The following is a 20,684-nucleotide window of genomic DNA, read 5'->3' as shown; positions in this document are numbered from 1 at the left end:
GTCAATGGTAGCTTTTTGTTGGTAGAAGAGGACGATTGGATAATTATCTATTTCTAGCCGGTCTCAAGAGATTTTGCAACGATTCATTGAATTCTACTGACCATAAGGTAGGTTCTCTGGAATGGGAATACTGTGGCTACAAGGTGAAGGAAACTAATAAAATTATGAATAATTTAGATCCTATAAAGAAGCGATTATTGCCCGTATTAATGTGTAGGAAAAATGAGCAGCCGAGAATATTCTTTTTTTCAGGACCATTTATCTTCCCATTAGAGAGGCTATGCGACATACTAGTTAAGGGGTCTTCGATTTATCAAAAAACATTAACGAATATATATATTCTACCAATGGAGGAGTATTCTTGAACGGAAAATATCTTCAATTTATTGGTGAGCTTTCTCCGAAAGGAGCCAATCATGCTCAAGGAATGGAACAGATCTTATTCCAAGAACCTGGTGCTGCCTTAGTGAAAGCAAGAAACTTTCTTGAGGAGATCATAAAAGAGATTTTTAAAATCGAAGAACTCAAGGATCAAGAACAATTGTATAAATCATTGTTCGATCGAATCGGTTATTTGTCTAGCAATGGATATTTAACGCCTCCAGTTCAGTTTGCAATGCATAGTTTAAGAACCCTTGGCAATAAAGGGGCTCATGAGGCTGTATCGGATTTAGAAGGTCCGATCAAAGCACATAAACTTATGTATGAATTGGCTAAATGGTTTTATGAAATATATTCAACGTCCTCGCAAAATGAAATACCAGATTACCATTTTCCTAAACCTCAAATTGATTTGGATAATTTAAAATCAGATCTTAAAGAATATGTAGAGAAATTGTTAGGTGATCATTCGAATAAGGGAAGTATAAAGCAATTAATTGAACCACAAAATGAGGATAGAAATATAGATATTCATGCATTACCGATCCAATTGGATTTAAATAATGGCGAGAGCTACTTACTGCGTGAATTAAAGCGACTACAGGATTCTTCTAAAGAAGCCATTGAAAGTGCAAATGCGTTTACTGCATTTAAAGAATACCTACACGTGGAAAGAAAAGTACAGAGAGACTTCGTTGAATTGCTAAAAAACAAACAAAATAATACCAATTCAAATCTTGTTCTAATTTGCGGAAGCGTTGGTGACGGCAAATCCCACTTGTTGGCGTATATCCAATCGCATCATTCTGAACTACTACAACATTATTCAATTATTAATGATGCGACGGAGAGTTATTCTCCAAACATGAATGCTTTAGACACTTTGAAGTTATCTCTTAAGGACTTCTCGGACGACCGAATTTCCCAATCCGGTAAAAAGACGTTGTTGGCAATCAACCTGGGTGTGCTCCATAATTTCATTCAAGCTGACGAGGATAATCAGTTCTCAAGCTTGAGACAGTTCGTCTACAATAGTGAATTATTTTCCCAAAGGAAGATTCAACGTCTATCCGCAGATAATTTCGATTTGATTTGTATTGGAGACTATCAATCTTATGAACTCTCCGTTAATGGAACGCAATCGGAATTTTTTTCGGGTTTAGTTACAAAAGTATTCGGAGAACAAGCGGAAAATCCTTTCCATTTAGCTTATCAAGAAGATTTAAAAAATGGAAATTACACGGCTACTCATTTTAATTATGAGTTCATGAGGGATCAACAGGTTCAACAAACCGTCGTTAATTTGGTCATTGAATGCATGATTAAATTCAAACTCGTAATTTCTGCACGTTCGTTTTTAAACTTTCTCGTAGATGTTTTAGTTATTGATAACCTCAATACCTATAGAATGCTTAACGAATTCGAGAAAATTAACTCATCAGTTCCGATGTTGTTGTTTAATCGTCCCGATCGTTCTTTTATATTACGGCACATGGCCATGCTTAACCCATATACGACTCAACGTCTGCGTCAAGTTGATCAATTAATTATCGAGCTTAATATGTTGGAAGATAACGAAGACGTTGTAACCAACCATGTGACTAATGCAAGAGGATTGGAATTGTTATCTGTGCTCATGAAAGATAAAGAACTTGCCCATGAGCCGTTTCTTATATTCGCGGAGGCGGTCGTATTGACTGCGTATTTATCCAATCAGGAATTCAGCAATTCAGTAGGTGATCCAATATACAATTCGTATATCTACCGGCTCTATGGGTATAACACCTCAAACATGCAGATTATTAAGGGATTATATCAAAGTGTAAAAGATGCGGTTTTTGATTGGAAAGGCTCGCCTCGTAAGGATTATATTTATCTCTCCAATGATCAAACGAAATTCAGACTCGCTCAGGAGTTAAACTTTAGACCATCATTAGTGCACCTTCCAAAAGAAAAAGGTGCCTTGCTTGAAAACTTCAGCGATAAAATGATTGTTTCATATGAGTTGGGGACGAACAACGGCACGGCAAACCTGGAGATTGATTTCCAACTTTACAGGTTATTATCACAAATAAATAATGGATATGTGCCCAATAAACAAGACCAGGAAGACTCTATTAAGTTCATCGAGTTTATTGAGAAGCTGATGGGGATTGGTATGAAAAATAAAAAGCTGCTCATTCACTTAGAGAGTGAGAACAAAATCTTTTTCCTATCAAAAGACGAGTTTCAAGGATATTTGTTTGAAAAGGAGGGTGCAAATTGAGTTACGCTTTAGAAGTTGCAGAGCTCGATCGTTTGAATAAGAGTGCGCACCGAACAAAAGATGTGAATAGTATTCTTCCATTTTCTACGCATGCATTTAAAGAACTTCGTCATAATTATTACAAGATAACAGGTCAAATTGTACGAAACATCTGCAATACAAGATTAGAATCAATTTCAAAGAACACTATCGAAGGTGATGACGATCCTAAGATTAAGGCTCTAAAGAAAGAAGTTCAATTTGAATCTTCATTAGATCAAGAGGTTGAAAGGTTTTTTAAAGATTATTTGTATGGAGATTCGGACGATATCATCATAACGCATCCTTACTTATTTAATTTTTCAAAGTCACCTGATAAAGAAATATATGAGAAAATTTCAAAGTTTATCGCAGATGTTTTGGTGGGTGACAACAAATCGGTTCAAGACCTTTTTCTAAACACAACATCAGATAATATTCTAGATGAGCTTGTACTAGCCAAATTAAAAATAAATTCAAATAATATTAATTTATTGGAATATCAAACTTTATTCCCATCACTTGGAGGGCTTTATTGCGAGGATCTCTTGTATTTAAGCAGGCATAAGGAATACTTTCTAAATTCATTCTCTCTTCTAACTAGATTTTATGTTTTTATGTACACATGTCAGACCTTGGTGAAATTTGAAGAGAAATCTGACTTCGAAAAACTGACCCCCTTGTATTTTGCTCTCGATTGGGAATCTGTTGGGAAGAGAAGAAACGCTAAGGATGGAATATATGCTTTTAAACGTATTAAAGACAGCCAGAAATTATTGTTCGTTCATTTGAATACTTTGGCGCAGCTTAGCTTATTCGAAGCAAATAAAGTAGATAATCAATATAAATTTCTGCACTATACAGAGCTGACTAAACTTTTTGACATTATACAACCGGAAGATCAAGCCGAATATCTAGCAAGTTTGCAAGATTGGATTGTTCATTACCAGTCCAACTTCGAGCACAGAGTGACAGACAAACCGATTCCGCAATCGATCGAAGAAGGAATAAATATCTTGTTCCAAAGTAATTCTGAAGGTATTGCTGTAGATGCAGCAAAGAAATATGGAGCTTATATTGATGACTTAGGCGGTGCGGAGTTCATAAAAGTAAGAGGACGATCAGGTGCCACATTGAACTTAACTAAAGAAATGCTGCTATTACTCACCAGCGTGTGCATAAAGGATAACCGAATCCCGCTCAATCAGTTATTTCTAGAATTTTCAAAAAGAGGAATTGAGTTGGATCGGATTTCAAAGAAAATCGTAGTCGAATTGCTCGATAGTCTTAATTTCATTGATAAAAAGAGCGATAGCGGGGATGCACAATATGTCAAACCAATTTTATAAGTATATTACGAATTTATTATTGGATTTCTTCCTTGATTCGAATACGAATCTTCAAGCGGGAAACCGATATTATCTTCAAGTTGAACGAGATGAAGATGTTCATCAAATTATGGCATCGTTCTCCGAACATGAGCATTTGGATTTTTCTTATTCGCATGAACAAGGGAATGTCTATAATACTTTTTCCTTTGATGTATCAGGAGTCAGATTAGTAATCGCAAATACATCTGTCGAAGTGAACCCGGACTTTCTTGTGACATTGCGCAATCAGGTCGGAGAACAAAAGGGTGTATGGAAAGATACGGCACTATTCAGCATAGTTTCCAGACAGCTTGACTCAATTTCCGGTGGAAGCAGCGATTTACAAAAAGAAGGCATGCCTTTGCATCCCAGTGCTTTTGTAAAGAAACTGCAGGCAGAAATCCAAAATAATGCTCTGGCTAATGTAGATCGTATTATTCTGGATTATCGAATGGGACAAATTTTAGAAGATTTATCTTTTCAGCAAGTCACTTTTTTTGACTTTGAAGAGATTTTCTCCGCAATCTCTAAAGGAGTAATCAATCAAGGAGACTATGAACATTTCGGATTGTTTCATGATTCAGAATTACACACTTATAGTGTCGGGCAAATAAAGAGCAGATTAGAATTAAATCGTGAGCTGTTTGATTATGTTCAGAAAGTTCATGCAACAAACTTTGATGAAGGGCTTTTAGAAAGAAAAATCGCATTAAGATACGCCAGAGACTTAGCCGATGAAAACAAATGGATGAAAACGGAGTTCACGGACGTCCTAAAAGGTTTTGAAGACGCTAAAGTTGAAGGCGCGACAGTTGAACTTTCTGAAATTCGAATTCATAAAAAATTAAACTTTTGGGAGAGATCATTAAAAGATACGAAAGCAGGAAAACGAAAAAGACATATTATCGTGTTTAATCCAGAGCACCTAGAAGAAGTGCAAATCATTGCTAATTTCTTGTTGGAAGGAGAAGTTAAGTCATTAAGCAATATGTTCATATCCATTGATAAAAAATCAAAATCCCTAGTCAAATGTCAGGCTGGAAAAGTAAATTTATCGATTAATATTCAAACACAAAACTTCTCGCCCACATTTACAAAGATTTCATATAAACATGACCAGAAAGTCTCTCTTGGATGCGAATTAAATATCGTTGTTCTACCAATGAATCGTGAGGATTTTATTGATTTCGAAACGAACTTTAGTATAGACTCAGGAAAATGTTGCATCTTCTCTAACTTGGAAAGTGATATTAAAACCATCGGCGATGGAAGTTTTACTGAAGATATCGTCGAAATTACTGAAATGGATAAATCAATAATTATCCTTAATGAGCAAAGATATAAATTAGTATTTCAAAGTGATGCCTTCAATGATGAAAACGAATTGAAAGTAAATTTGATATACGAGAAATATCAGCTGAACGTACCAATCATCTTTAGGAACGAATTGCCTGAAGTCGTTCCGATTAATGCATTTCGAATTTGGAGACTTAAGCGCGAAGAGGGACGCTCGTTCCAGAGGGGAAACAAAAGTAAGCTGATTATTGGTAATAGAGAGTACTACGCTAGTCATGAATTTATTATTTATTTGGATTGGGAACAAAAGTGGATAGAAGATGGGCTGATGTCAGCGAGGATCGATTCTGGGGAGATAATTAAAGAAGAAATACATCTTAGCGTCGAGCTTCGAGAAGCTTACAACCGTTTTATTAATCGATTTAAGATTGCATCTAATGTTCCTAGCCTTACATATTATGATGAAACGTTAAAGAAGCATGCGTTAGAGTATTTAGATTCCTATATCAGAGAGATTGAAAGTTTCACGGATGGTGTTGCTGCAGGGCGAAAAGGAATCGATTTGTTTAAACTTGGTGTACTAAGTATACAAGATGAAATCTTATTTAGTCCATTTCACCCCTTAAACATAGCCTATCAGCTAGAATTAACCAATTCTCTGCAAACCGAGCAGGTAGAAAATGCTGTCCTGACCCGCTTGAGACCGGAAAGTTTAGTTCCGTATATCTATGTTAGTTCAAAGCATGATCAATTATATAAATCTGATGAACAAGCGATCGCAGCAGAATGGATTACGTTTAGGCCGGTACAGAAGGTAAGTGTAGCAGATGCTAACAAGTACTTAGCTAAAATTATTCAAGACAAGCTTTTACAGTTCGAAGAGCATTTCGCTTATTTATTTACTGCGAGAAGCAAATCGCCCCTTAAAATCAATGTCATTAACATTGAAAACGATCATGAGGTTGTTCGAGGGATTTTGTCTTGGATGCTCCACCAGCTTAAGAAAAAAGAAAAAAAGGACATTTTGCCGATTGAAATCACGATTTATAGGGATTCAAACTATATCAGCGCATTCGATCAACTTAGCAAAACCAATGACATAGAAGAGTTCGAAAAGCAATTCGGACTAAAAATTGACAATATTAACGATCTGAACCCAACCGACATTTTACGCATGATTCACCGGTCATTGGTTTTCTATAAGAAAAAGTCGATTAACGAATTTGATTATGCACACATTTCATATTACAGAATGAATCTGCAAGAGAAGTATGCCATTCAGCCAATGAAAGATATGAACACGGGACTGGCACTACAAGGGCTTTACTCATCCGTCCCTTCCATGAAAGGAAAAGAGAACTACAAGAGCGGATTTGGTCTGAAGAACTACAATCATCCTGAGAACGAATTATTGCTGAAGGTAGCGATCTCAGTTAACGAATTGGCAGCGAACTTGAAAAATGAAGGAAACGATTCCTACCACAAAGGTGAGGCGATCTTCTCTCGGACGACAGCAGCTGAAGAGGCTTACCTAAACACCATTTTTTCAGCTTCCCATTGGGTTACCTTCATTGATTCAAACCTTGATCTGGAGTACTTCAATAGTTTAAATGAAAACCTGGTTGTGATTCACTATAATGATCAATATTCTTCTTCCAACAAATACGACGCGATTACGGTGACGAATAAGTCCGAGCAATATTACTCTGTCATTAAGGAGTTCCTAAAAGAGAAAGGTGTTCAGGATAACAATGAAGCTGCTATTCAAACGATTAAGGCTTTTAATACGTTTAACGGGGAGTGGCTTCTCAGAATCGTCGGCAGCAAGGGACATTTTTCTCGCGAGAAACTGAGCATTCTCTCCGCGATCAAATTTGCTTTGGCTTATTTTGACCACCCGAAAATTAAATGGGTCCCGATTTCACTGGAGGAAATTCTTAGAGTTACTGGGAGCGTGAGTTTAAATCGTACAGACGGCATTTTCACTGCGAAGAATTTGGGGTTTAATGGTTCGCACAGTGACGATTTATTGTTGATGGGAATCGAGGAGACAGATCATAAAAAACTATTGGTTCACTTCTTCCCGATCGAAGTGAAAATCGGTGTTAACATGAAACCGGTTCTTGAAAAAGCCAAAGTGCAAGTTTCGAAAACGAAAAAGTTATTTAAAGAAGCGTTATGCAATCAAGCCAAACCGTTTACTTCAAAATTCTATCGCTATTTCTTTGCTCAACTTTACCTTGTTAATGCTGCAAAGCTGAACTATAGCCAGTTCTGGTTACAAAAGGATTATCAAATTAGCGAGACGATTATAGGCAAACTATTGAGTAACGAAATGATTATCTCCTTTAAAACAGATAATTATCTTGGTGATGGTGCGGTATTATCATTTCAGAAAAACGCCTTTATTCGTGAATCTGAGTTTACTGACGGAATTACCTTTGTTAATCTTCCAGAGCATGATGGATATAACGGTCTAGTTAAATCAATGGAAGAGATGTACAAGTGGATTCAAGTGCAACCCAACGATTTGATTAGAGAGAAAATGCTGTCTCACACCTACTTAGTTGATGAAAATTATTCCGACTGCTTGACGGATGGAGCTGAGGAATCTATACCCACCGTCAATCCAATTGCTCAGATCGAACGGACGGATGATCAAAAAGGTACTTATTCTGTAAAGTATGCAAGTGAAGAACCGCAAGTAGAACCGCAAGTAGAACCACAAGATGAATCACATAATGAACCGAAAGTAGAACCACAAGATGAACCGCAAGTAGAACCTCAAGATGAACCGCAAGTAGAACCACAAGATGAACCGCAAGTAGAACCACAAGATGAACCGCAAGTAGAACCACAAGATGAACTGCAAAATGAACCGCAAGAAGAACCGCAAGAAGAACTGCAAAAAGAAAAAAAGTTGTCGGTAGAAAAGTCGGAAGAAGAATTAGAGGAAGAAACGATACAACTCGTGGAAGCGCCCAACGTAATGGCAACAAATGCAAGAGTGTTTACTGCAGAGGCAACTAAAAAGATTGAAGACATTCGCGTCCTAATCGGCAAAGCGGAGAACAGCAATAAGAAAATCTATTGGGAGTACGGTAATCAAGGATTAGCCAATAGACATTTGTTGATTTCCGGCAAATCTGGCCAAGGGAAAACTTACTTTATGCAATGCTTATTATTGGAACTGTCTAAACAACAAGTATCCAGCATAGTAGTGGACTACACCGAGGGATTCCTGCCAACTCAACTGGAGCCAGAGTTTGTTAACTATCTAGGGAATAAGTTGAATCAGAGAATTGTATTCACGGAAAAGTTCCCAATCAACCCATTTAGGCGAAACGTTCGCGATATAGGCGGCTTAACGTTGCCGGAATCGGACACTGATGTGGCCGAACGTGTGAAAAGCGTGTTTTCAAGCGTATATAGGTCGTTGGGAATTCAACAGCAAAATGCGATCTATGATGCAGCGCTCAGGGGCATGCAGAAGTACGACAGGGAGATGAATCTTGACCATTTGCGGAATTGCCTTGAGGAAGACGGAAGCAATTACGCCAAGACGGCCTTGTCACAAATCCGACCGTTCATCGATAGGCAAGTTTTCTCTCAAGACTCTGCAATGGCGTGGGATAACATTCTTTCCGATCGAGGGTGCGTGTACGTGATTCAATTGACCGGCTACCCTCGAGATATTCAATTGATTATCACGGAATTTATTCTTTGGGATCTGTGGAACTTTACGTTAAGGACAGGCAACAAATCGCAGCCTATTCCGATTGTCTTAGATGAAGCCCAGAACTTGGATCATACTGAACAGTCGCCGTCATCTAAAATACTAACAGAAGGTAGAAAATTCGGTTGGTCTGGATGGTACGCAACACAGTTCCTTAAGTCGCAATTGGGTAGCGATGAGTTAGCAAGGCTTCAAAATGCTTCTCAGAAGATTTATTTCGCTCAACCGGAGCAGGAACTCTCATACATCGCTTCTAACTTATCAAGCGATAATGCAGAAAGAAAGAGAATCGAAACAAGAATTTCTAACCTAAAGAAGGGACAATGTTTAGTCCATGGACCGATGCTAACGGAAAGAAAAGAATTATCGTCGCAATCTGTAATTACTGTTGACATTACATCTTTAAATGAGCGCATTTAATCAATCCTGGGGCACTCTAAGCCCCAGGATTTTTATCTTATAATCAGCATTTTTAAATCATCGAGTGAGTTCCGCTCATTATAGAGTTGGTCAAAAATATATAAACCAATTTCTAGGCACCGCAGTAACTCTTGCACCATCTCGGATGAGTCTAGTTCGCGTTCCAATTTATTGATAATGAGGTGTTTGAAAAGCAAGAGATCGTCCTCACTAAAGACATCGGGGATTTCCCATCCCTTTTCCATGCTATCAGTGGGTATTGTAGCGTAGTTAACATTCGTATAACCCTTCGCGAATGCCAATTTCAATACCTGAGGACGAGTTAATGATAAGTATCCAACAAAATCGTCAAGTATCTTTTTGCCTCTGGCACTTAGGATCATTCTTTTAGAAGACATATTCTCACCTCTTTAACTCGAAATATCCATCGCGAATTATCGAATATTTGAGTTTCTCGTTATATTCAAGTACGAACTGCTTGTAGGAGTTTTGAGTAATGGTATCAATGTATTCTTGAGTGATCTCGGTATCCGTAGATAAAATAATAACTTGATCGCTGAGCTCTTTATAGTATTTATTAATCAGGTGGTTGCGATGGTAACTATCCAATCTACCTAACGGTGTGTCGATCAACATGGGCAGTGAGAATTTGCTGGACTTTGTAAGCGCCCAAATCAACGCTGACGAGATAATCTGCATTTCCCCTGCGGATCGATCCTGAATGCTTATTTCCTGTCCACGATCGTTATATAAGCGTACAGTATAACTATTGATATCGAAGTCGATTCTTCCGAACTCGTCTTGTTTTCTGATCAACTCCGACAACATTTTTTTGAACTCGCTTTGAATAAAGTTCGCTTTGAGCGACGTTACTTCACTGATGTACTGTTTAACGAATGTAATTACTGAATCCACTTGTTGAATCTGCGCTTGTATTTCATCAGTATTGGTGTCGCTTGCAACCGAGCGAGACAATAAGTTTTCATATTTGATTTTATCTTCTCGCAAGCTGTTGCTTTTGTTTCTAAAACTTCGAATTCGCATTTCGACTTCACCTAACATTTTTGTCAGATTGTCGATTTGATTGTTTTCTTTTTCGATATCGACGGACTCTGGTGCGCTTCTGATCTCTTCTTCGAATTGATTGATATCCGATTGTAGTCTGGCGATTTTTTGATGAAGGGAACCAAGTTCCGTTAAGGGCATTACATTAATGCTTTGCAGCTTCAAAGATTGGCTCTTATTTAGGTCGTGAAGAATGAGGAATTCTGTCTCGTTAGAATCTTTCGAACTCGCTTTCCAAATGGATTCTCCTTTAGATGTCATCTGTTCTTTTTGGGCCTCGGTCAAAGGAGGTTCAGTTTGATGAATAAGCAATTTCTGCAAGAATTCCTTGTAAGGCTGATATGTACTACTTAATGAGTGACGACGTTCTATTTCCTTTTCTTCTAATTTGATTCGTTCTTTCAGTTTTCGAATCGGCTCTGCTAAAATATGCAGGAATGCCGCATCTTTAAATTTATTATTGAACTCTTCGTTGGCCTGGTTTAGAGTTACTTCGCTGGTTGTAAGCTTTTTGAGAATGCTTTCTCTTGATTTAGAATTAACCTGAATTTTTTCATTTCGCAGTTGTTTGTTTTGTTGAATTTGTTCCTCTAATTCGGATTTTCTTTGGTTGACTACTTTTATTTTTTGATTAATTTCGTCGATTTCGGCGCTTACTCGGATAAGTTCTTGCTGATAGTTGGATGATTTTGAAGTGCCTTGTGAACTTAATAGTTTTCGTTCAAGGTAGCTTTTTGTATCGATTAAGTCTTCTAACAACACTTTATAAGTTTCAAGCCCGCTAAGTTTTTGAATTGCGGTTTTAATTTCTTCACTATTTTGTCTTAAGATCGTTTCTTTTATTTCTTCTCCGTCAAAAATGAAAAATGGTGCGGCATGATAGGGGATTTTCCGATCTATAAAGCGATTGAAAGTATCAATATTACTAATAACATTATGTTTGCCAATACTTACGCCTGGTTTTCGAATGGTGATTTCTCTTGTCTCGTTTACGACTCTTTTATTATGGTCGAAAATCCACTTAACCTTTAGTTCCCATTCTTCTAAATTATCGTTTTCGATAATTAGCGTGATATAACACTCGCGTCCGCCTTCGTCAAAAAAGTGATTATTGATTACGTTCGAAAATATTCTACGGTATTCTTCCTCGCGCATCGCACGTTTGCCGAACAGTGCATAATGAACGGCCTTTAGAATAGTTGTTTTGCCTGCGCCGTTAAGACCGCCGACTAAGATAATATTTTTATTTTTTTCTTTGCGAACTTGAGGAGGGATGTAAAGATTTAACTCTTGGTGACCGTAGTAGGTTTTGTAATTATCTAAGATCAACTTTTTGAGAATCAACTCTTTCGCCTCAGTTCCTATTATTATTTTGAATAAAAACTAATTAAGTTTATATAATCCGTACGTCTCTCCGTATTGGATTTGTTAGTATAGTTGTTTTCTTCGGCTGAAGCCAATAACTTTTGAACAAGCTCGGTAGAAATTCCATTCTGAGAACATAGCTTCCTTAAAAGTAAACTTTCTTGTTCTTTTAGTGAAAGATCCAAATGGGATCACTCCGATTATAGATTTTTAAAAAAAGCAAGATCTTCAGACAAATTTAAAGAGGATAAAGAGATTCTTATGGTCTGTCTAATTTCAGCTAGCGTTAATCCCATTGCATCAAGAACATGGCTTGGTTTACTGGAGCTGCATGCAGAACCAGATGAAACGGCGAGATAGGGGGCGATCTTCTTTATCAGCAATTCATTGTTAAGGCCGATAAATTGAATGCTCATTAATCCGGGGATTTTATTTTCGCGATCGTTATTGAATTTAATCTTTTCTCCGAACTTTTGTACGAGCAGATCCGTGAGTTCAAGTTCGAGTTGTTGTAGATAAAGTTCATTCAATTTTTGTTCTTTCAATGCAATCTCTGCGGCTTTGCCGATCCCCACGATATTATGAACAGCCAGTGAACCACTCCTGTAATTGTTCTCCTGTCCGCCACCATGCAATAAAGGAGTAAGTCGAGTGTAAAGTTCATTTGTCTGCTTCTTGATGTAAGCGACGCCAATTCCTTTTGGTCCGTGAAACTTGTGCCCGGACAATGATAAGAAACGGATACCGCGTAACGACCTTAATGTAAACTGAATTTTGCCGACGACCTGGGTTGCATCCGTGTGAAACAGTACGCCGTGTTCATGACAAAGCTCGGCAATCTCAGTAATCGCATTCAGACTGCCCACTTCATTATTTCCCCAAATTAAACTGAGCAATGTAGGTTTAAGAGCAATTGCCTGTCTAACGTCATCAAGCTTTACTCGACCGTAAGCATCAACTGTGAGTTTAGTTATTTTTGCTCCTTTGCCTTCAAGATAGTTGCAAGTTTCTAAAACTGAAGGATGCTCTACAGAGGAGGTCACGATCGTACTGCCAGACTGGCCGAATTGATCGATGGCGCCTTTAATTATCATATTATTGCTTTCCGTTGCTCCGCTCGTGAAGATGACTTCGTCTGTCTGGCAATCCAGCAGATTTGCAATATGTTGCCTCGCATTATCAACTGCAAATTTCGCATTTGAAGCAAGAGAATAATATTTGCCGGAAGGATTACCGTATTCTTCTTGCAGGTATGGCAACATAGCGTCCAAGACTTCTGGATGAATTCGTGTCGTTGCGCTATTGTCCATATAAATCATGGCAGTTTACCTCCTTACATGCACATAAGGGCTTTAAAGAAACGTTCGCTGTTACCCGCTGATTTGTACTCCCCTATAAGAGTGCGGATTCCTCTTTCTAGGTGAGCGGCGAATAATTTGGGGAAATACTCGGAATCGGTGATTTCTCTCTTGCAGTGTTGTGCGATTAGTGAGAAGAAAATATAGTCATAACTCCCGGTGACAACAGATCGATGTAATGTAAGCCCATCTGAATGTTCTTTAGAGGATGCATTTACATCCTCGGAATTGCGTAGCGATAAAGAGACAGCGTATCTAATAAGTATATTCGGCGTAATATTAGTAGCAGAGTGGAGTTGCTTCAAACTTTCTGCAGTATATTTGGATGTACGCAGGTTAAAATTCAATCAAACCATCTCCAAATTATAAATATCAAAATATTGATCGGGAAGAATATCAATTGACTCGGACGCTACATTAAATTCCAAAGTATAACTTCGTGAAAGACAATCTTGTAAGTCTTTGAATTGCACTGAAGTAATTTCGGAATCGGTTGATAATACGATGACTTGCTCGCCACAATTCGGGAGAAAATACTGAATTAATTCCCTCTTGTGATCCTGGTCAAGCCTGCCCAGTAAAGTATCAAATACTAATGGAAGTCTCCAGCCCGTCGTCTTGAACATCGCCCAAATAATCGATAACATGAGCATTTCTTTTTCGCCAGCGGATAATCGTTGAATAATCATCGGTTCTTGCTGGTGGAATAATCTGATCTCAAAATCTTCGTGTGATATATAGATGCGAGTGATGTAATCTTTTTTCCGAAATAACCTATGAACCATTCGAATGGCTTCGGTTTGAACTTGATCTAGCTTTTTTCGAAGTTGAATAGTTTGGAATTTTTGGCTAACTTGTGTGATTTTCTCAGCTAGGATGAATGAAGTAGCCGCTCTGCGCAATTGCGACAGCTTTTCGTTTTCTAATTCAAGCTCAGAAAGAGCTGCATTTATCTGCTCGCTCAATGCATGTTCTTCTTGTTGTTTTTGTTCAATCGTATGTCGTGTTTGCTCAATAGTCATTGAAAGTTCTTCTATCTCATTGAGGAGCACTTTAAACTCGCTTGAATTGTCATTAGTATCTAATTTCCGTTTTAGGACTTGTATGCGCTCGAGAAGGTCATTGTTTTCATCGAAAAGACTAATAAAAGAGTAGCTGCTAATTCTATCCAAGGAATGTTGAAGCGAGCTGACCTCGGTTTTTTGTGCGAATGAGGCTCTATGAATAACCAGATTATTTTTTGGTTCAAACATAGAAAGTATCTTTTTATTCAATAGATCCTGAAGTGCAGTATTTGAATCGATTTGGATATTAAACTCATTCAAAAGCGATGTAATGATTTGCTTTGTAGAGTCGCTATTCAAGACTTTTTCGACCTGCTCATAAGTCTGGTTACTTTCTTCAACATTCATTTGATTACTTGTTTCTTGAATCAGATTTCGTACAAGATAGAGTGGAAGAAGATCATTAAGAAATCCTTTAATTTGATCACTGTTCTTTTTGCGAATGTTCTCTAACCCATTAATTTCGGCTATCATTTTGTCTCGGATATCTTTCTGAATACCGCCGTGTCTTTCAAAATCGTGTTTTTTTATAGATAGAAGTTCTCGTTTGTTATTAATCTCTAGATGAAGACTAGAAATATTCGAGCTTTGTTTAATAAGTTCGATTTGCATTTCCGATATTTCCACTTTTAGTTTGTCTCTTTGAGTCGTATCTATTTGCAAATGAGAACTTCCATCACGGGAATTGATATAATGGGCTAAATCTTTATCGAGATTGATAAAGAGATCCAGATTAAATAGGATGTGAGCTGCTTCACTCAAATAATCAGATAGCTGACCGTCAGAAATAATACGTGAAATTTCTTCTCCATCGAATAGGCAAAGTTCAAAGAGGCGAGGTGGAATTTCTTCTCGAATCCGGTTTTGGAAGTTATCCGTATCGCGGGAGTCCAACAACCGGCCATCACGTGTAACGCTAAATTCTTCTTTTGTCTTTTCACCTTTTACGTTCCAACTTCGATTTAGAACATATTGGACAGGAAGAAAGTTCTCTATGCTTTCGAAGGACAGAATGATTTGATAAAGGCTTTCTTTTTCCCTAAACGCTTTGCGATTAAAAAGGGACTGAATTCTAGTATAGTATGCTTCGCTCTCACTCATAAAACCATAGGCAATACAACCGAATAAAACAACTTTGATGGATTCCAGCAAGGTTGTTTTGCCCGCTCCGTTCTTGCCACCGATGAGAATGACGTTCTGATTTGAAGAAGTGGTAAAGTCGATTTTGTTTATATTGCTACCGTAATAAGCGCCAATATTTCGGAGCATAATACTTTGAAGTTTCATCTGGCAAGCTCCTATTTAAAGATGTAGAAAATCTTGTTTTAAAGTTTTTTCGAACTCTTTTTGCAATCCTCGCCGTACTTTGTAACCGGAATAGTTTTTTTCGATACTAATCAATTTTTTTATTACTGACAGGCTGATGTTTTCTTCCATGCATAAGCGCTCGAGGTCAGTAATTTGGTCTTCTGCAAGAGCAGGCCGGTCGTTCTCTTCCCAGTCCAATCGAAGACCTGTTTCTTCTTCATAGATGGTAGGGATGCGGTCTTCCCAGTCTAAATCATCTTCCCAATATTGTCGTATGACTTTTAGTTCATCGATAGTAATTAATTCAATACTAGGATCATGGAGATCTTGCACCTTTTTTTGAGCTTGAAGAAGCTTTCTAAGAATTTCTTCTCTGGCCTTTAGAGTGAAGGGGCCGACTCCAAGCTGTTTCAATTCACCATCATGATCAATAATTAGTAGGTTTAAGTCTTCTGCGTTGGCGAGATCAATGTTGTTATTCGCAAGGTAAGTACCCAAATCGTCGATATGAATTTTTTCAGCAGCATCTAGATCAATACCTTCAATATGAGAGAGTAAATATACTTGGCCGTTCATTCTTTGTTTCTGACGTGCATTCCGGTCATTTCGAATGTGGTATAAAAAGTTTCGAAATTCATACAGCGGTTGCAGCCAGGTGACACCATTATTAATAAATCCGCTTAGTGCTTTATCCTCACTCACGACAGTGCAAGTCCAACAACCAAACCTACTATTTCCGCAGGAACCTGCAGACTCCTTGATCTCTTTATCTACTACCAAGGGGCATTCGCTGTTTGAATCTTGATAGAGTCGAAGTAGCTCGTTATTGTCCTCACCCCACGGAGAAAGGCCGGATTGGAGTAAATATTCCCAAACATCATCAGTAGAGAAATTACGTATAGGTGCAAATACGTAAGCATTGGGCAATGTAGAGTGACGCATTAAATTTTTACCTTCTATACTATGCTGCTGCATAACATTTGCACGTGAGGCACTCTCGGTATCTCTAACGCCGAGCACCATGATTACTTCCCCGAATTGAGAAACTTTCTCCAAAATAAATCGATTAGCGGGCTCGATTTTAAGACGATCTGTGCACCACCTAAACTTTTGCCGAGGGGAGGGATATCCTTTGCCAATAAGCGATGCCCAGAAAGTTTTCTCAATGGATGGACGAATCTTATGAGTTTCAATTGGGAGCCCGAGCTCGATTGCAGAATCTTGCATTTTTCCAAGAGTAGTCGTTATTTTATTAATAATTAGCGGTGTCTCAACCAATGTATCAGATGAGATAATGTAGACTTTCTTCGTTAATTGTTCAGGCTGAAGGTCCATGAGTGCATTAAATATCGCTTGTACGACTGCCGTGGAATCTTTTCCTCCACTAAATCCGACAACCCAGGGCCGTTCATCGGCCAAATAGATATCCTTTATCAATTCTTTTGTATCTGTGAACTTTGTATCTTCTTGAAAGATATTAAGCAATGTGATTTCCCTCCATGAATTTCTTCTCAATTTCGCGTTCGCTTGAAGTTAAATTGAGACCCAATTTGCTTTTTATTAAATTTGCAGTTAGAAGAATCGTTTCGTTGGTTTTATTTATTCGTCCCGTTGGGCCATAGGCTCTACCTAACCAGTCAGTCTTATTATCTCTGTTCCAATCGATTTTGCTGAATGCTCGTATATAATCCTGCCAATTAGTCGGCATGTTTAAATAAAGATGATGTCCAATAATTCCTACTGCTTCTAAGAATACTCCGTGAGCAACAATGCATGTTTGTCTTAACTCACGCGGGGATATCTCTTTAGTTAAAACTAGCTTCCACTCAGGGATCGAGTCGGTTAAGACTTTCCAAAACTCCATGATAAATAAACGTTCCTGTTCTGAAAGCAACTCTCCTTTTTTCTTTCCTATCAGTCTGCAATTCGAATTAAAGATATGATTAAGAGCGAATAATTTCGGCGAGTTCTTGGACAAGGATACCTTTTCTTTATCTGTATACCTCTCAAATAACGGGATACTATTAATGAGATTTTTCGTCAATAAGGCAAACTGGTCGCGATGATCATAGAGAATTCCGATGCTGGATGTTGTATTAACCGCATGACGATTCAAGTCCGAAAAAATTTGCTGGGAGCGCTTTAATCCCCGGTCGTGGAAGAAAACAACGGATATCGATTCGTTTCCTAGATCTGGTGAGATCTTAAGTGCTTCTTCAATCGCCGCGCGACGGTGTTGTCCATCGTTTATTACAAATTTGGTGTCAAGAGAGACGGTCAAATTGCCAATATCCTTATTCTCATCGGATACGGGGACAAACGTAAGTTCACCGTCAACGGAAGCGGTTAAGGAAGAAAATACATATTCTTTAGGATTTTCTAATATGTAATTTGCAATCTCAGGAATTCTATTCTTATTCATTAAACGTTGAGCTCGGTGCTCAGGGGGAATTTCTTCTTCATCAAAGAGGAAGATTTTTGGGATGAGGCGTAAAGGACAAATGACAGTATAAAATTCTTTATTTGCCTGTTTACCGCGTAAAGCAGGGAAATTATAAGAAAAGTTCATGACAACTCTCCTTTTTACGTACGTAATAATTATAAATATAACATTGATTTTAGATTGATTCAAATTATTCTTCGTTACTTTTAGTCGAAAGCACATTGACATGCGCTTATCGGATTAAGGAGTTTAATGTCTGATTTGATAGATGATTGTCACCAGGGGATATTAACTTGCGTAAGCGTGGAGCATGCGATCTACATGGCGAAAGTGTTCAACGAGTCTGGCATTCCCTCGATCGCTCTTCATGGGCAATCGAGTGATTCGGATCGCGAGCATGCTCGACATAGACTCGTAGTCAGAGAGATTCGAATGATCTTCGTCGTCGATCTGTACAATGAAGGCGTGGATATTCCTAAAGTGAATACGATACTATTCTTGCGACCTACTGAGAGTCTGACGGTGTTCCTTCAACAGCTCGGCCGTGGATTGCGATTGGCAGAGGGCAAGGAATGCTTGACTGTCCTTGACTTCATCGGGCAGGCTAATCAGGATTACAACTTCTCGGACAAGTTCCGAGCATTGATCGGCAAGACGAAGCATTCGATCCAGCACTATGTAGAGAATGGCTTCTCGACGTTGCCGCGCGGCAGCTTCATTCAATTGGAGAAGCAGTCGAAGGCTTATATCCTTAGGAGCTTGAAGCAAGCCACGATTAATCGTAGAAGCTTGATTGGAAAAATGAAATATTTTGAGGAGGATACGGGGCTACCGCTCACGCTAGAAAATTTCGTCGGGTATCATGGATTTAGTCTGTACGAATTATATGGTGGCCGAACAGGCAATCGATCGTTCTATGGCTTAATGGCCGAAGCAGAATTGATTGCGCCATTCAAATTCGAGAACGGAGAGTATTTAACCAAGCGTATTCCCGCATTGTTGGGCTTGAATTCACGCCGCCTATTACGGTTCCTTATCTCTTATGTAGAAGACGGTCAATTGCCAACCTCGGAAGAGGAGCTTCTCAATCTGAACTTGTTGTACTATACGTTCTACCGATCCGAACCTGTCAAACAGGGGTTCGATAGTATACATCAAGGTGTACAGGCAGCTCTCGCTTGTCCAGAGTTCCGTGACGAAGTGATTCAAATCTTGAAGTATAACGACTCGCATATTGATTTTGTCGACATGGAGAATAGCTTCCCATTTCCATGTCCGCTGGACATCCATTGTAAGTATTCGATGGATCAAATATTAGCCGCATTCGGATACTGGAACGCAGAGAAGGCTCCTGCATTTCGGGAGGGCGTCAAATATTTCGAAGACAAGCAGACGGATATCTTCTTCATTACTTTGAACAAGTCTGACAAAGACTTCTCGCCGTCCACGTTATACGAGGACTTCGCTATTAATGAACGGCTGTTTCATTGGCAGACACAGAGTCGTACGAGCGAAGAGTCGAACACAGCCCAGAGATACATTCACCATCGCCAGAGGGGCAATCGGATCGCCTTGTTCGTTCGCGAATACAAAGACGAAAATAACTTTACGTCTCCGTTCGTTTTTCTCGGAGAAGCAGAATATGTAAAGCATGAGGGAAATAAGCCGATGAGCTTCGTGTGGCGCTTGAAGAATGAGATGCCGCCGGCGCTTGTCCCAGCTGCGAACAAAGTCATAGTATAAGGTAGGTAAGAGATGATCCGAGTAGCTGCAGCGATTATCGAGAATGAGCAAGGACGAATCCTGATTGCTAGGCGTAGTCCGGGTAAATCCCAGGGAGGCTTGTGGGAGTTCCCCGGCGGTAAGATAGAAGCAGGCGAGTCCGTTGAAGATTGTCTGAGGAGAGAGTTGCGCGAAGAGATGGCGATCGAGATCGAACCCTACGCTTACTTCGGAGAGAACAATCATGTATACGACACTGTATGCATAAAACTGTTGGCATATAGAGCGAAATGGTTAGGCGGGGAGATACAGCTGGTCGATCATGACGAGGTTCGCTGGATCAGTTGCAACCAGCTGAAGGAGTATGCGTTCGCTCCAGCCGATATCAAGTTCGTTGATATGCTCGGTAAGGGCTTGTGATCGTATGAGAATCATACATGACGGAGGCATACATGGAAGAATTAATCGAACGAATCATACATTTTCGCGACGTGAGAAACTGGAAGCAATTCCACGATCCTAAAGATCTGGCTCTATCTATTTCACTGGAATCGAGCGAGCTATTGGAGTTGTTCCAATGGAAGAACAGTGAGCAAGCGATTGAACAGAACTATTCGAATATGCGAGACGAGATTGCGGATATTCTTATCTATACACTGACGCTCGTCCATGATTTGAATATCGATGTGAAGGACGCAATCTTGCAGAAAATCATCAAGAACGCAGCGAAGTATCCGGTAGAGAAGTCCAAAGGTAATTCGGAAAAGTACAGAGATTTGGATGAATAGGTGAGTATTGCATGGATCATATATGAATTGACCTAAGCACCAATCTATGTGACCGAAGAAAGTACAGCGATTATGTTGTAATTT

Annotated in this window: 12 protein-coding genes and 1 pseudogene; 6 read left to right on the top strand and 7 right to left on the bottom strand. The window is 38.9% G+C overall.

What is annotated here, in order from left to right:
- Window positions 1-361 precede the first annotated feature (361 nt).
- The 3 genes from dptF to dptH are packed head-to-tail and all read left to right on the top strand — an operon-like array spanning window position 362 to window position 9,487.
- Window positions 362-2,647, top strand: a complete 2,286-nt coding sequence (gene dptF, locus ACFQZG_RS12100; RefSeq protein WP_378152758.1) for a DNA phosphorothioation-dependent restriction protein DptF — start codon at window positions 362-364, stop codon at window positions 2,645-2,647.
- On the top strand, window positions 2,644-4,014 hold the full coding sequence (dptG, locus tag ACFQZG_RS12095) for a DNA phosphorothioation-dependent restriction protein DptG (RefSeq protein WP_378152756.1): 1,371 nt from the start codon (window positions 2,644-2,646) through the stop codon (window positions 4,012-4,014). Before dptF ends, dptG begins: the two co-directional genes overlap by 4 nt.
- Window positions 3,995-9,487, top strand: a complete 5,493-nt coding sequence (gene dptH, locus ACFQZG_RS12090) for a DNA phosphorothioation-dependent restriction protein DptH (RefSeq protein WP_378152754.1) — start codon at window positions 3,995-3,997, stop codon at window positions 9,485-9,487. Before dptG ends, dptH begins: the two co-directional genes overlap by 20 nt.
- A 32-nt stretch (window positions 9,488-9,519) precedes the next feature.
- Here dptH and ACFQZG_RS12085 read toward each other — a convergent pair whose 3' ends face one another.
- From ACFQZG_RS12085 to dndB, 7 genes are all read right to left on the bottom strand, one after another.
- Window positions 9,520-9,885 carry a hypothetical protein gene (locus ACFQZG_RS12085; protein ID WP_378152752.1) on the bottom strand — a complete coding sequence of 122 codons (366 nt, stop codon included), beginning with the start codon at window positions 9,883-9,885 and terminating at the stop codon, window positions 9,520-9,522.
- 4 nt (window positions 9,886-9,889) lie between these two features.
- Window positions 9,890-11,896: a DNA sulfur modification protein DndD gene (gene dndD, locus ACFQZG_RS12080; RefSeq protein ID WP_378152750.1), complete on the bottom strand. Its 2,007-nt coding sequence runs from the start codon at window positions 11,894-11,896 to the stop codon at window positions 9,890-9,892.
- A 221-nt stretch (window positions 11,897-12,117) separates the two neighbouring features.
- Window positions 12,118-13,236: a cysteine desulfurase family protein gene (locus ACFQZG_RS12075; protein WP_378152748.1), complete on the bottom strand. Its 1,119-nt coding sequence runs from the start codon at window positions 13,234-13,236 to the stop codon at window positions 12,118-12,120.
- Between the two features lie 14 nt (window positions 13,237-13,250).
- Window positions 13,251-13,622, bottom strand: coding sequence for a DndE family protein (locus ACFQZG_RS12070; RefSeq protein ID WP_378152746.1), 372 nt, complete (start codon window positions 13,620-13,622; stop codon window positions 13,251-13,253).
- The gene (gene dndD / locus ACFQZG_RS12065) at window positions 13,623-15,626 is read right to left on the bottom strand and encodes a DNA sulfur modification protein DndD (RefSeq protein ID WP_378152744.1); all 2,004 of its coding nucleotides are present in this window, start codon (window positions 15,624-15,626) and stop codon (window positions 13,623-13,625) included.
- Window positions 15,627-15,641: 15 nt separating this feature from the next.
- Window positions 15,642-17,132 carry a DNA phosphorothioation system sulfurtransferase DndC gene (dndC, locus tag ACFQZG_RS12060; RefSeq protein WP_378152742.1) on the bottom strand — a complete coding sequence of 497 codons (1,491 nt, stop codon included), beginning with the start codon at window positions 17,130-17,132 and terminating at the stop codon, window positions 15,642-15,644.
- Window positions 17,125-18,216: a DNA sulfur modification protein DndB gene (gene dndB / locus ACFQZG_RS12055; RefSeq protein WP_378152740.1), complete on the bottom strand. Its 1,092-nt coding sequence runs from the start codon at window positions 18,214-18,216 to the stop codon at window positions 17,125-17,127. The genes dndC and dndB overlap by 8 nt, the downstream gene beginning before the upstream one ends.
- Window positions 18,217-18,369: 153 nt before the next feature.
- Here dndB and ACFQZG_RS12050 point away from each other — a divergent pair.
- The 3 genes and pseudogenes from ACFQZG_RS12050 to ACFQZG_RS12040 all read left to right on the top strand — a co-directional run.
- Window positions 18,370-19,833, top strand: a pseudogene (locus tag ACFQZG_RS12050) (DUF3427 domain-containing protein); the annotation flags it as partial.
- Window positions 19,834-19,845: 12 nt separating this feature from the next.
- A complete protein-coding gene (mutT, locus tag ACFQZG_RS12045) occupies window positions 19,846-20,232 on the top strand; it encodes an 8-oxo-dGTP diphosphatase MutT (RefSeq protein WP_378152738.1) in 387 nt (128 codons plus the stop codon).
- Between the two features lie 32 nt (window positions 20,233-20,264).
- Window positions 20,265-20,600 (top strand): MazG-like family protein, encoded by a 336-nt coding sequence (locus ACFQZG_RS12040; RefSeq protein WP_378152736.1) that lies wholly within the window; start codon window positions 20,265-20,267, stop codon window positions 20,598-20,600.
- The last annotated feature ends 84 nt before the right edge of the window (window positions 20,601-20,684 follow it).

Origin of the sequence: Cohnella sp. GCM10027633 (genome assembly GCF_042675445.1) — a bacterium.
Taxonomy (GTDB): Bacteria; Bacillota; Bacilli; order Paenibacillales; family Paenibacillaceae; genus Cohnella.
This window is presented reverse-complemented; position numbering and strand designations above follow the sequence as displayed.

What these genes read in the sequence shown, in the direction of transcription:
- ACFQZG_RS12075 (WP_378152748.1), bottom strand. Translation starts at nt 13,236, where the DNA reads ATGATTTATATGGACAATAGCGCAACGACACGAATTCATCCAGAAGTC.
- dndD (WP_378152744.1), bottom strand. Translation starts at nt 15,626, where the DNA reads ATGAAACTTCAAAGTATTATGCTCCGAAATATTGGCGCTTATTACGGT.
- dptH (WP_378152754.1), top strand. Translation starts at nt 3,995, where the DNA reads ATGTCAAACCAATTTTATAAGTATATTACGAATTTATTATTGGATTTC.
- mutT (WP_378152738.1), top strand. Translation starts at nt 19,846, where the DNA reads ATGATCCGAGTAGCTGCAGCGATTATCGAGAATGAGCAAGGACGAATC.
- ACFQZG_RS12040 (WP_378152736.1), top strand. Translation starts at nt 20,265, where the DNA reads ATGGAAGAATTAATCGAACGAATCATACATTTTCGCGACGTGAGAAAC.
- dndB (WP_378152740.1), bottom strand. Translation starts at nt 18,216, where the DNA reads ATGAACTTTTCTTATAATTTCCCTGCTTTACGCGGTAAACAGGCAAAT.
- ACFQZG_RS12085 (WP_378152752.1), bottom strand. Translation starts at nt 9,885, where the DNA reads ATGTCTTCTAAAAGAATGATCCTAAGTGCCAGAGGCAAAAAGATACTT.